Source organism: Micrococcus sp. KRD012, assembly GCF_017168555.1.
Lineage (GTDB): Bacteria > Actinomycetota > Actinomycetes > Actinomycetales > Micrococcaceae > Micrococcus > Micrococcus luteus.
The window spans coordinates 55,551-68,077 of record NZ_JABFBB010000020.1 but is presented as its reverse complement, the minus strand read 5'-3'; the positions used below and the strand labels follow the sequence as shown (position 1 = coordinate 68,077).

The following is a 12,527-nucleotide window of genomic DNA, read 5'->3' as shown; positions in this document are numbered from 1 at the left end:
GCCGCGCAGGCCATGGAGCACACCGCCGCCCACATCCGCCCGGGCGTCAGAGTGCCGACGGGGGCGAGCGACCCGGGCTCCGGTGCGGTGGGGCCCGCGGGGCGGGGACCGTTGTGGCTGGACGGGACGGCGGGGTTCTGACGCTGGGACATGTCCTCCAGCCTATCGGCCCGGCTATTGTGGCCCCCATGACCGAGACGAGCGAGTTCTGGTACAACGTCAACACGCATCAGGTGGAGGTGGGCGCCCAGTCGGACTGGTCCCAGCTGCTGGGCCCGTTCGGCACCCGTGAGGAGGCCCAGGCCGCGATGGACCGCGTGCGGGCGAACAACGAGGCCGCCGACGCGGAGGACGCGCGCGACGACGACTGGGACAGCCGTCCCGTCGACGACGCCTCCTGACCGCGGCGCCGGACGACACCGGGCCCCCGTCCCTCGGACGGGGGCCCGGTCGTCGCACGGGGCGGGTTCAGCCCTCGAAGCCGTGCTCCGGGGCCGGGAACGCGCCGTCGAGCACGTCCGCGCGATAGGCCCGGACCGCGTCGCCCACGACCTCGTGCAGGCGGGCGTACTGACGGACGAACCGGGGCACCCGTCCCTCGCGCAGGCCGAGCATGTCCTGCCACACGAGCACCTGGCCCGTGGTGCCCGGGCCCGCGCCGATGCCCACGGTGGGCACCCGCAGCGCGGCGTCGACGGCGGCGGCGACGTCCGAGGGGACCATCTCCATCAGGACGGCGAACGCCCCCGCGGCCTCGAGGGCCCGGGCCGACGCCGTCATCCGCTCGGCCGCCCCCGCGCCGCGGCCCTGCACCCGGTAGCCGCCGAGCACGTGCTCGGACTGCGGGGTGAAGCCGATGTGGGCCATGACCGCGACGCCGGCTGCCGTCATCGCGGCCACGTGCTCGGCGAAGCGCTCGTCGCCCTCCACCTTGACGGCGTGCGCGCCGGACTCCTTCACGAGGCGCACGGCCGATTCGACGGCCTGCCGCGGGGAGGCCTCGTACGAGCCGAAGGGCAGGTCCGCGACCACGAGGGCACGCTCGGCACCGCGCACCACGGCCTGGGTGAACAGGATCATCTGGTCCAGGGTGACCGGCAGGGTGGTGGGATGGCCCAGCACGGTGTTGCCCACCGAGTCGCCCACGAGCAGCACCTCGACGCCGGCCTCGTCGAACAGGGCCGCCGTCATCGCGTCGTAGGTGGTGAGCATCGCGAAGCGCCGGCCCTCGTCCTTGGCCCGCTGCAGGTGGACCGTCCGGTACCGGGACGGGGCGGGCGGCCCGTAGGGGGCGGTGTCGTCAGGCTGCCGGGGGGACTGGGGAGCAGACATGGGCCGGAGTCTACGCGGCGCGTCTAGAGTGGCGGCATGGATCGACAGCAGGACTACGTGCTCCGCACCATCGAGGACCGGGACGTCAGGTTCGTCAGGCTCTGGTTCACGGACGTGATCGGTACGCTGAAGTCGGTGGCCCTGTCTCCGGCCGAGGTGGAGAACGCCTTCACGGAGGGCCTGGGCTTCGACGGCTCCTCGATCGACGGATACACCCGCATCTCGGAGTCGGACATGCTGCTGCAGCCCGATCCCTCGACCTTCCAGATCCTGCCCTGGCGCGGCGACCAGGGACAGAGCTCCCGGATGTTCTGCGACGTGCTCACCCCGGACGGCCGGCCCGCCCCCGCCGACCCGCGGCACGTGCTGCGCCGCGTGCTGGACCGGGCCGCGGACCAGGGCTTCACGTGCTTCACCCACCCGGAGATCGAGTTCTACCTCCTGCAGTCGGACCAGCCCGGCCCGGACGGGGAGCCGGTGCCCGTGGACCGCGCGGGCTACTTCGACAACGTGCCCGGCTCCGACGCGGCCGACTTCCGCCGCGACGCCGTCAGCCTCCTCGAGGGCATGGGCATCTCCGTCGAGTTCAGCCACCACGAGAACGGCCCCGGCCAGAACGAGATCGACCTGCGCGCGGCGGACGCGCTCACGACGGCGGACAACGTGATGACGTTCCGGACCGTCGTCAAGGAGGTCGCCGCCGCCCAGGGCACCTACGCCACGTTCATGCCCAAGCCGTTCTCCCACCACCCGGGCTCCGGCATGCACACCCACTTCTCCCTCTTCGAGGGTGACGCGAACGCGTTCTACGACCCCGCGGACGAGTTCCGGCTCTCCGTCACGGGCCGCCGGTTCATCGCGGGCCTGCTGCGCCACTCCGTGGAGATCACCGCGGTGACCCACCAGTTCGTGAACTCCTACAAGCGCCTCTGGGGCGGGGGAGAGGCCCCGTCGTACACCTCGTGGGGGCACAACAACCGCTCCGCCCTCGTGCGCGTGCCCCTGTACAAGCCGGACAAGGCCGGCTCGGCCCGCATCGAGTACCGCGGCATCGACGCCTCGGCCAACCCGTACCTCGCCTACGCCCTGCTGATCGCGGCCGGGCTCAAGGGCATCGAGGAGGGCTACGAGCTGCCCGAGTCCGCCGCCGAGGACATCAGCGCGCTGACCACCCACGAGCGGCGCGTGCTCGGCCACGTCCCCCTGCCCGGCACCCTGCACGACGCCCTGCGCGCCGCCGAGGAGTCCGAGTTCGTGGCATCCGTTCTGGGCGAGCACGTCTTCGACGCCCTGCTGCGCAACAAGCGCCAGGAGTGGGACGACTACCGGGTGGAGGTCACGCCGTACGAGCTGCGGCGCTACCTCTCCGGCCTCTGAGGCGCCGGCCGTGTCCGCCCTGCCCGACGCGGCGACCGCCGACGCCCCGGACCGCCGCACCCTCGCGCACGCCGGCGTCGCCGACGCCGGCCGCGTGCAGACGCTGCTCACCTCGCCCGAGTTCGAGGGCGTGGACGTGCGTCCCCTCGTCGAGCTCCTCGGCCACGCCGCCGATCCCGACCGGGCCCTGCTGCTGTGGGTGCGCCTGGCCGAGCGCGAGCCCCGCGTCCACCACGCCCTCCGGGACCCCGAGACGACGGCCCGCCTGCTGCGGCTGCTCGGCGCCTCCGAGGCCCTCGGCGAGTTCCTCATCCGCCGTCCCGAGCAACTGGACCTCGTCCTCGACCCGGACGCGGCCGCCGCCACCGCGCCCGCCCTCGCCCAGCCCGACCCGACCGCCGGCGAGCCCTGGGGTGATGCGTCCGCCGCCCTGCGCCGCCTGCTCCTGGACTCGGTGGGCGCCGACCCGGACGCCGACCGCCCCCTCGCGGCCGTCACCGGCAAGGACGCCGCCGTCGCCTTGCGCCGCGCCTACCGCCGCCAGCTGGCCGCGATCGCCCTGCGCGACCTCGACTCCGCCGAGCCCACGGCGGCCATGCCCTCGGTGGGCCGCTGGCTCGCGGACCTGGCCGGCGCCGCCGTGGACGCGGCGCTCGCCGTCTCACGGGCCGTCCTCACCGAGCGGGAGGGCCCCGTGGTGGACCGCGTGGACCTCGCCGTGATCGGCATGGGCAAGTGCGGCGCCGGCGAACTCAACTACGTCTCAGACGTGGACGTCGTGTTCGCCCACGCCGTCCGCGAGGCCGCGGACGGCGCGGACCCCGACGCCGAGGTCCCGGACGGGCCGCGCGCCGCCGCGCTCGCGGCCGAGCTGGCCGCGGGCATCGGCCGCGTGATCCAGGGCGCGGCCCCCGAGCCGGGACTGTGGGAAGTCGACGCCAACCTGCGTCCCGAGGGCAAGGACGGCGCCCTGAGCCGCACCGTGGAGTCCCACGCCGAGTACTACCGCCGCTGGGCCCACGGCTGGGAGTTCCAGGCCCTGCTCAAGGCCCGCCCCATCGCGGGCTCGCCACAGCTCGGCGAGCGCTACATCGCGGAAATCTGGCCCCGGGTGTGGGAGTCCTCCGCGCGCGACGGGTTCGTCGAGTCCGTCCGGGCCATGCGCGCCCGGGTCCTGGACACCCTCGCCCCCGCGGAGCGCGAGCGGGAGATCAAGCTCGGGCCCGGCGGCCTGCGCGACGTCGAGTTCACGGCCCAGCTGCTCCAGCTCGTGCACGGCCGTGCGGACGAGTCGCTGCGGGTGCGCGGCACGCTCGACGCGGTGCGGGCGCTGCACGCCGCCTCCTACGTCACCACGCGAGACGCGCGGGCGTTCGACGAGCACTACCGGTGGCTGCGCACCCTCGAGCACCGCATCCAGCTCGTGCACCTGCGGCGCACCCACCTGATGCCGGTCAAGGAAGAGGCCCGCCGCGTCGTCGCCCGGTCGATGCGCGGCGCCGCCGACCGGGGCCCCGCCACCGGCGAGGACCTCCAGGCCGAGTTCACGCGCGTGCGCCGCGCCGTGCGCGGTCTCCACGAGACCGTGTTCTACCGGCCGCTGCTGTCGACGACGGCCGCCCTGTCCGCCGAGGACGTGCGGCTGTCCGCGGAGGCCGTCCGCGACCGCCTGGCGGCGCTGGGCTACCGCGACCCGCAGGGCGCCCTGCGGCACATCGAGGCCCTCACGCAGGGCGTCTCGCGCCGGGCCGCGGTCCAGCGGCAGCTGCTGCCGGCCATGCTCGGCTGGTTCGCGCGGGGCGCCGACCCCGACGGCGGCCTGCTCGCCTTCCGCCGGCTCTCCGAGTCGCTGGGCGGCACGGCCTGGTATCTGCGGATGCTCCGCGACTCCTCGGACGCCGCCCGACGGCTGTGCCTGGTCCTGTCCGGCCCCCGGTTCGTGGGGGACCTGCTCGAGCACTCGCCCGAGGCCGTGGCCTGGGTGGGCGACGACCGGGAGCTCGACCCCCGGGGCGCGATCCAGCTGTGGCGCCAGGTCGACGCGCGGCTCGACCGCCGCGTGGCCGCGGAGGAGGCCCCCGCGGCCGTGCGCCATGTGCGGCAGGTGCGGCGCAGCGAGACCCTGCGCGTGGCCCTGGCGGACATCTCGGGGCTGCTGGACCTCGAGGCCGTCACCGGGGCCCTGTCGGACATCGACCAGATCACCGTCGTCGGCGCCCTGCGCGTGGCCTCGCGCGCCGTCGTCGGGGACGCCGACCCGCTCACCGACGTGCTCGTGGTGGCCATGGGCCGCCAGGGCGGGCGGGAGATCACCTACGGCTCGGACCTGGACGCCCTGTTCGTGCATCGGCCACGCCCCGGCGTCGACGAGGGGCGGGCGCGCGAGCAGGCCGAGGAGGTCGTGCGGACGCTGATGTCCCTGCTGCACCGCCCCGCGACCCCGCCGCTGCCCGGCGAGCGGCCGCTCGAGGTGGACGCCGACCTGCGCCCCGAGGGACGCCAGGGGCCCCTGGTGCGCACCCTGGACTCGTACCGGGAGTACTACGGCCGCTGGGCCGAGGTGTGGGAGCGTCAGGCGCTGCTGCGCGCCCGCCCCCTGGCCGGCGACGACGACCTCGCCACCGACTTCCGCCGCTGGGCCGACGGCGTCCGCTACGCCGGGGACCTGACCACCGCGGACGCGCGGGAGATCCGGCGCATCAAGGCCCGTGTGGAGGCCGAGCGCCTGCCCCGCGGCGCGGACCCCTCCCGGCACGTCAAGCTCGGCCGCGGCGGGCTCTCGGACGTGGAGTGGCTGGTGCAGTCCCTGCAGCTGCGCCACGCGGGAGAGGTCGAGGACCTGCGGGTCACCGGCACGCTGCCGGCCCTGCGGGCGATCGCCCGGCACGGGCTGCTGCCCGAGGCCGAGGTCGCCGTGCTGGAGGAGGCGTGGCTGCTGGCCACCCGGATCCGCGCCGCCCTGCTGCTGTGGACGGGCAAGGTCTCGGACGTGCTGCCCACGAACATGCGCGACCTCGAGGCCGTGGCCCGCCTCAGCGGGGTGGGCACGGCCGGCGGGGAGCTCGAGGAGCGCTACCTGCGGGTGACCCGCCTGGCCCGTCAGGTGTTCGAGACCCGGTTCTACGGGCTCTGAACGACGCCGGCCCGCCACCTCGACGGGGTGGCGGGCCGGCCGTGCTCCGGTGTCGCGAGCGCCGGCTCAGGCGCGCACGACGTGCTCCCCGAGCAGCTCCAGGGTGCGTCGCCGCACGCCGGCGTCCTGGGCCGCCGTCGTGATGATCAGCTCGTCCGCCTGGACCCGCGCCGCGAAGTCGTGCAGCCACGCCGCCGTCGTCGGGCCGGTGCCCACGGCCGTGCACTCGAGCATCCCGAGCACCTGCTGACCGGCGGGGGAGTGCAGCAGCATCTCGACCTCGTCGTCGGTGAGGGTGCGGCCCCGGCCGAGCATCATCCGGATGCGCGCCCGCTGCGCGGCCTGCCACTCCCGCTCGGCCACCTCCTCGGTGTCCGCGGCGATCACGTTGGCCGCCGCGATGAAGTGCGGCTCCGCGAGGGCCTCGGAGGGCTCGAAGTGCTCCCGGTACAGGCGCGCCGCATGCTCGAGCATCTGCGGTGCGAAGTGGCTCGCGAACGCGTAGCCCAGGCCGAGCTGCGCGGCCAGCTGGGCGCCGAACGCCGAGGAGCCGAGGATGTACAGCGGCACGTTGGTGCCCTTGCCGGGGTAGGCGTCGATGCCGGGGATCAGGCTCTGGCCGGTGAGGTAGCCCTGCAGCTCGAGCACGTCCTGCGGGAAGCGCTCGGCCGCCGACGGATCCCGGCGCAGCGCCTGCAGCGTCCGCTGGTCGGTGCCGGGGGCGCGACCCAGGCCCAGGTCGATGCGGCCGGGGTGCAGCTCGGCCAGGGTGCCGAACTGCTCGGCGATCACCAGCGGCGAGTGGTTGGGCAGCATGACGCCGCCGGAGCCGAGGCGGATCGAGTCGGTGTGCGCGGCCACGTGCGCGATGAGTACGGCCGTGGCGGAGGAGGCGATGGAGGGCATGTTGTGGTGCTCCGCGTACCAGACGCGCCGGAAGCCGGCGGCCTCGGCGACGCGGGCCTGCTCCACGGATTCGGCGAAGGCTTCGCCCATCGGGGCGCCGTCGCGGACGAGGGCGAGGTCCAGCAGGGACAGCGGCAGGGGGGTGGGGGCGGTGTGCTCGGTCATGGTGCTCCTGGTCTGCGGGCCGCCCGGCCGGGCGGAGGTCTCCACAGATCCAGCGCCCACCGGCCCCGGACTATTCCGCGGCCGGGCACGACGACGGCCGCCCGCCTCCGGCGTGGGAGACGAACGGCCGTCGTCGGGGCCGCGGCGGGCGGATCAGACCGAGTAGTACAGCTCGAACTCGTAGGGGTTCGGGCGCAGGGCCAGCGGGGCGATCTCCATCTCGCGCTTGTACGCGATCCAGGTCTCGATCAGCTCCTCGGTGAACACGTCGCCGGCCAGGAGGAACTCGTGGTCCTCCTCGAGGGCGTTCAGGGCCTCGTCCAGGGTGGCGGGTGCCTTCTGGATGTCGGCGGCCTCCTCGGCCGGCAGCTCGTAGAGGTCCTTGTCGATCGGCTCGGCCGGCTCGATGCGGTTGCGGATGCCGTCCAGGCCGGCCATCAGCTGCGCGGCGAACGCGAGGTACGGGTTGCCCGAGGCGTCCGGGGCGCGGAACTCGATGCGCTTGGCCTTCGGGTTGGAGCCGGTGATCGGGATGCGGATGCCCGCCGAGCGGTTGCCCTGCGAGTAAACCATGTTCACGGGGGCCTCGAAGCCCGGCACCAGGCGGCGGTAGGAGTTCACCGTGGGGTTGGTGAAGGCCAGGACCGCGGAGGCGTGCTTCAGCAGGCCGCCGATGTACCAGCGGGCGGTGTCCGAGAGGTTCGCGTAGCCCTTCTCGTCGAAGAACAGCGGCTCGCCGCCGTTCCACAGGGACTGGTGGCAGTGCATGCCGGAGCCGTTGTCGCCGAAGACGGGCTTGGGCATGAAGGTCGCGGACTTGCCGAACATGTTGGCGACGTTCTTGACGACGTACTTGAACTTCTGCAGGTCGTCCGCCGAGTGGGTCAGCGTGTTGAAGCGGTAGTTGATCTCCGCCTGGCCCGCGGCGCCCACCTCGTGGTGGGAGCGCTCTACCTCGAGGCCGACCTCGGCCAGGACCGAGCAGATCTCGTCGCGCAGGTCGGCCTGCTTGTCCGTGGGGGAGACGGGGAAGTAGCCGCCCTTGAGGCCGGTCTTGTGGCTCAGGTTGCCGCCCTCGTCCTCGCGGGAGGCGTTCCACCAGGCCTCGTCCGAGTCCACGGCGTAGAACGAGCCGCGGGGGGAGGACTCGTAGCGGACGTCCTCGAAGATGAAGAACTCGGCCTCGGGGGCGAAGAACGCCGTGTCGGCGATGCCGGAGGAGCTCAGGTAGGCCTCCGCGCGCTGGGCCACGCCGCGCGGGTCGCGCAGGTAGGGCTCGCCGGTGCGGGGGTTCACGATGGAGAAGTTCATCGTGAGGGTCTTGCGGACCCGGAAGGGGTCCACGAAGGCCGTCGCGACGTCCGGGATGAGCTGCATGTCGGACTCGGCGATGCCGGCGAAGCCCCGGATCGAGGAGCCGTCGAAGAGCTGGCCCGTGACGAAGAAGTCCTCGTCGACGCTCGAGGCGGGCACGTTGAAGTGGTGCTGCATGCCGGGGAGGTCGGTGAAGCGGACGTCGACGAACTCGATCCCCTCATCCTTGATGTACGCGAGGACGTCCGCGGGGGAGGTGAACATGGTGCGCTCCTGTGGTCGTGACGATGGTGGCATGTCCGGCACGGCGGCGCTGGCGTGGCGGGTGTCATCACCCTACTTGCCCGGCGGCCTCCGTGGGCGTCGGTGACGCCCCACGGCGAGCCTCGCGGTTCCGCGCCGGTAGGCTGGGCCGGTGGCACGCAGAGCACCCGACCCCGCGCAAGAGCCCGAACCGACCCGCCGCGACGAGCCGCTGATCACCCGGCGCGACCTCGCCGGCTGGGTGGACGGTCCGGGCGGCGGCCTGGCCGGCGGCCGCTGGCCGGGGGACCTGCTGGGCCTGCCCGAGCACGGCCCGACCTCGATGGCCACTGCGGCCCGCCGCGCCGTCGCCCTCGTGATCGACTGGTTCCTGGCCCTGGGCGTGTCCTGGCTGCTCTTCGACTCCGACGCGATCGCCACCCTGATGGTCTTCGCCACCATGCACATCCTGGGCATCACCCTGCTGGCCACCACCGTGGGCAAGGCCGTGTGCCGCACCCAGGTGGTGCGCCTCGGCGGCCGGACCGCCCCCGTGCACCGCGTGGTGGTGCGCACGGCGCTGCTGTGCCTCGTGCTGCCGGCCGTCGTCGTCGGCCCGGACGGCCGCGGCATGCACGACAAGGTCGCCGGCACCGTCGAGATCCGCATGTGAGCGCACCGGCCCGCGCCGGACGACGCCGGATCCGACTCGACGCGAGGCCGGACACGACGAAAGGGGGGCGCCCCGCCGAATCCTCGGCGGGGCGCCCCCCTTTCGCGCGGGTGCGTCGGCGCTCAGCGGCCGCGCATGGCGCGCCGGCTCGGGCGCACCTTGTTCGGGTCGACGCCCTTGGGGATGGGCAGCCGGTTGGTGTTGAGCGCGGTCAGACGCTTGTCCACGGCCTGGACCTCCTGCGCCGTGAGGGCCTTCTTCATGCCCTTGAGCGTGCCGGGCAGCTCGTGCAGCGGGACCTGGCCCTGGCCGTTGCCGGACTCCACCACGGTGACGGGCACGCCGGGCAGGAAGCGGCGCATGGCCTTCTCCTCCTTGACCACCAGCGCGGCGACGCGGGGGGAGGGGCCCTCCGTCACCAGCACGACGCCCGGCCGGCCCACGGCGCGGTAGACGAGGTCCTGGGTCTTCGGGTTCACGGCGGCCGGCTGCTCGGACACGATCCAGCCGCGGCCCAGCGTGGAGAGCGCGGCGCCGGCGGCGCCGGGGCGGCCCTCGAGCTGGGCGAACCCGGCGCGGCGCGCCTTCCGGTTCAGGATGACGACGGCGGCGAGCACACCGAACGGGATCGCGATGAGCAGCCACGTGATCCAGTTGTCCAGCAGGAGGCCGATGACGAGGCCGACGACCAGGGCGCCCAGGAAGGCCAGCAGCATCCACAGTCCGACCTTGGGGTCGTGCGCCTTGGTCATGGCGTAGGCCTGCTTGAGCTGGGAGATCACGCCCGGGCCCTTCGTGGCGCGCTTGTCCCGGCGCTGGGCCTTCGCCTGCTCCTTCTCGCGGAGGCGACGCTCGCGCTGCATGGCCTTGACCTCCTTGAGCGTGGCGGAGGTGGAGCCGGAGGAGGACGCGGGGGGCTGGCTGTTCTTCGTCATGACGGGGTCCAGTCTAGTCGGGCGGCTCAGGACATCTGGGCGACGACGGCGGAGGCCTCCTGGCGGGCGGTCTTCTCCCCGGCCAGGTGCGCCAGGTTCTCCGGCAGGGTCCGGCCGAGGCGCTGCATGGCCTGCGCATAGAGCTTGCCCGCGCGGTACGACGAGCGCACCAGCGGGCCCGCCATGACGCCCTGGAAACCGATCTCCTCGGCGCGCTGGGACCACTGGACGAACTCCTGCGGCTTCACCCAGCGGTCGATGGGGTGATGCAGCTTCGAGGGCCGCACGTACTGCGTGATGGTGATGATGTCGCAGCCGGCCTCGTGCAGGTCCACCAGGGCCTGGTCGATCTCGTGGTCCTCCTCGCCCATGCCGAGGATGAGGTTGGACTTGGTCACGAGCCCGTCGGCCTTGGCCATCGTGAGCACCCGGAGGGACTTCTCGTACGTGAAGGCCGGGCGGATGCGCTTGAAGATGCGCGGCACCGTCTCCAGGTTGTGCGCGAACACCTCGGGCCGCGCGTCGAACACCTGCTGGACGAGCTCCGGCACCGCGCCGAAGTCCGGCGGCAGGATCTCGACGCCGGTCCCCGGGTTGAGCGCGTGGATGCGGCGGATGGTCTCCGCGTAGAGCCACGCCGCGCCGTCCTTCTGGTCGTCACGGGCCACGCCCGTGACGGTGGCGTACCGCAGGTCCATCTCGCGGATGTTCTCGGCGACCTTCTGCGGCTCCTCCATGTCCAGGGGGCGCGGCTTGCCGGAGGTGATGTCGCAGAAGTCACACCGGCGGGTGCAGATGTCCCCGCCGATGAGGAACGTGGCCTCGCGGTCCTCCCAACACTCGAAGATGTTGGGGCAGCCGGCCTCCTCGCACACGGTGTGCAGGCCGGCGGACTTGACCTTGTTCTTCAGGCCGATGTACTCGGGGCCCATGTGGACCTTGGCCTTGATCCACTCGGGCTTGCGCTCGACGGGCACCTCGGCGTTGCGCGCCTCCACGCGCAGCAGGCGGCGTCCTTCGGGGGCGAGGCTCATGCGGGGATTCCTTCCGTGGGGGTGACGGCGATGTACGCAGGCCCGAGCTCGTCCAGATGACGGGTGAGCACCGGCACGACGTCGGCCGGGGTGATGGTCCGGCCCGTCTCGACCGACAGGGTGGTGGTGGCGGCGTCCGTGATGCCGCACGCGATGATGCCCTCGTAGGGGGCCAGGGAGTTGGAGCAGTTCAGCGCGAAGCCGTGCATGGAGACGCCGTCGTGGATGGACAGGCCGATGGCGCCGACCTTGCGGTCCGGGCGGGCCGTGCCGTCGTCGTCCCGGTCCGCGAGGACCCAGATGCCCGCCCGCCCGTCCACGCGGACGGCCGTGACGCCGAACTCGGCGGCGGTGCGGATCAGCAGCTCCTCGAGGAACCAGACGTAGTCCTTGACGTGGGCACGGTCGCGCAGTCGGACCACGGGGTAGCCGACCAGCTGGCCCGGGCCGTGCCACGTGATCTTGCCGCCGCGGTCCACGTCCACGACGGGGGCGCCGTCCGTGGGGCGCTCGGCGTCCTCGGTGCGGCGACCGGCCGTGTAGACGGCCTCGTGCTCCAGGAGGAGGAACTCGCCGTCGGAGCGGCCGGCGACGACGTCCGCGTGCAGGGCGCGTTGGGCGTCCCAGGCGGCGTGGTAGTCCACCAGGTCGGGCGCCAGGCCGAGCAAGCGCAGGGGCGGCAGAAGGGTCTCGGGCATGACGTCCACTGTAGTCCTCGGGCCCGGACCTGTGGACAACCGCCGTGACGCCCGGGGACATGCGGCACCCTGGGATGGAACGGACGGCGCGGCGGAGAGGGGAGACCGATGCGGGACTGGGACGAGGCGGACGGCGGCGCGGCCGGACGCGTCGGCGGCGGGCCGGAGACCGAACCGGAGAGGTCGTCGGAGCCGGGCACGGCTGCGCCGCGCGCCCCGGGCTGGGAACCCGTCCGGCTGCTCGGCGCGGGCGCCCAGGCGGAGGTCTGGCTCGTCGAGGACGGTCGGGGCGTCCGGGCCGCCCTGAAGGTGCCCCGTGCCGGCGCGGCGCCGGATGCGCTGGCGGCGGAGGCGCAGGCCGGACGGGTCGCGCATCCCCATCTGCTGCGCGTGCTCGGCGTGGTGGAGACGGACCGGGGCCTCGGGGTCCTCACCGAGCACCGCGCGGCCGGCACGCTGCAGGACATGGTGCAGCGGGTCGGACCCCTGAGCCCGGGGCAGGCCGTCACCGTGCTCGTCCCGATCGCCCAGGCTCTCGCGTGCCTGCACCGCGAGGGGGTGGTGCACGGCGACGTGTCCCCGGCGAACGTCCTGTTCGGCGTCGACGGCAGCCCGGCCCTCGCCGACCTCGGCGTCGCCCGGGTGGTCGGCGGGGCGTCGGGGGCCGGGGCGACGCCGGGCTTCGCGGCCCCCGAGGCGCTCGCCGCGGTGGAGGGG

At 73.7% G+C, this 12,527-nt stretch carries 11 protein-coding genes; 5 read left to right on the top strand and 6 right to left on the bottom strand.

From position 1 onward, the window contains the following. Positions 1-188: 188 nt before the first annotated feature. Positions 189-401, top strand: coding sequence for an SPOR domain-containing protein (locus J1M37_RS08410; protein ID WP_036340724.1), 213 nt, complete (start codon positions 189-191; stop codon positions 399-401). Between the two features lie 67 nt (positions 402-468). Here the strand turns inward: J1M37_RS08410 and panB are convergent, their stop codons facing one another. Next, positions 469-1,332, bottom strand: a complete 864-nt coding sequence (panB, locus tag J1M37_RS08405; protein WP_036383056.1) for a 3-methyl-2-oxobutanoate hydroxymethyltransferase — start codon at positions 1,330-1,332, stop codon at positions 469-471. 36 nt (positions 1,333-1,368) lie between these two features. Here panB and J1M37_RS08400 point away from each other — a divergent pair, with 36 nt between their 5' ends. Both J1M37_RS08400 and J1M37_RS08395 read left to right on the top strand, forming a co-directional pair. Further along, entirely contained in the window at positions 1,369-2,709 is a 1,341-nt protein-coding gene (locus J1M37_RS08400; RefSeq protein WP_206452438.1) for a glutamine synthetase family protein, read from the top strand. A 10-nt stretch (positions 2,710-2,719) separates the two neighbouring features. After that, a complete protein-coding gene (locus J1M37_RS08395) occupies positions 2,720-5,842 on the top strand; it encodes a bifunctional [glutamine synthetase] adenylyltransferase/[glutamine synthetase]-adenylyl-L-tyrosine phosphorylase (RefSeq protein ID WP_206452437.1) in 3,123 nt (1,040 codons plus the stop codon). Positions 5,843-5,908: 66 nt separating this feature from the next. Here the strand turns inward: J1M37_RS08395 and J1M37_RS08390 are convergent, their stop codons facing one another. Next, positions 5,909-6,913 (bottom strand): LLM class flavin-dependent oxidoreductase, encoded by a 1,005-nt coding sequence (locus tag J1M37_RS08390; RefSeq protein WP_036314199.1) that lies wholly within the window; start codon positions 6,911-6,913, stop codon positions 5,909-5,911. A 153-nt stretch (positions 6,914-7,066) separates the two neighbouring features. Beyond that, positions 7,067-8,491, bottom strand: coding sequence for a type I glutamate--ammonia ligase (gene glnA / locus J1M37_RS08385; RefSeq protein WP_036314201.1), 1,425 nt, complete (start codon positions 8,489-8,491; stop codon positions 7,067-7,069). 151 nt (positions 8,492-8,642) lie between these two features. On the opposite strand from glnA, the gene J1M37_RS08380 reads away from it, so the two are divergent. Then, positions 8,643-9,143: an RDD family protein gene (locus tag J1M37_RS08380; protein WP_049146950.1), complete on the top strand. Its 501-nt coding sequence runs from the start codon at positions 8,643-8,645 to the stop codon at positions 9,141-9,143. A 122-nt stretch (positions 9,144-9,265) separates the two neighbouring features. On the opposite strand, the gene J1M37_RS08375 is transcribed toward J1M37_RS08380, so the two are convergent. Genes J1M37_RS08375 through lipB form a run of 3 tightly spaced genes read right to left on the bottom strand, consistent with a single transcriptional unit; the run spans position 9,266 to position 11,810 of the window. Further along, positions 9,266-10,078: a DUF4191 domain-containing protein gene (locus J1M37_RS08375; protein ID WP_036314203.1), complete on the bottom strand. Its 813-nt coding sequence runs from the start codon at positions 10,076-10,078 to the stop codon at positions 9,266-9,268. A 26-nt stretch (positions 10,079-10,104) separates the two neighbouring features. Next, positions 10,105-11,112, bottom strand: a complete 1,008-nt coding sequence (gene lipA / locus J1M37_RS08370; RefSeq protein ID WP_036383060.1) for a lipoyl synthase — start codon at positions 11,110-11,112, stop codon at positions 10,105-10,107. Continuing rightward, positions 11,109-11,810, bottom strand: coding sequence for a lipoyl(octanoyl) transferase LipB (gene lipB, locus J1M37_RS08365; protein ID WP_049146957.1), 702 nt, complete (start codon positions 11,808-11,810; stop codon positions 11,109-11,111). The genes lipA and lipB overlap by 4 nt, the downstream gene beginning before the upstream one ends. Positions 11,811-11,918: 108 nt before the next feature. On the opposite strand from lipB, the gene J1M37_RS11565 reads away from it, so the two are divergent. Further along, a partial coding sequence (locus J1M37_RS11565) for a protein kinase domain-containing protein (protein ID WP_036314207.1) occupies positions 11,919-12,527 on the top strand: 609 nt, incomplete at its 3' end.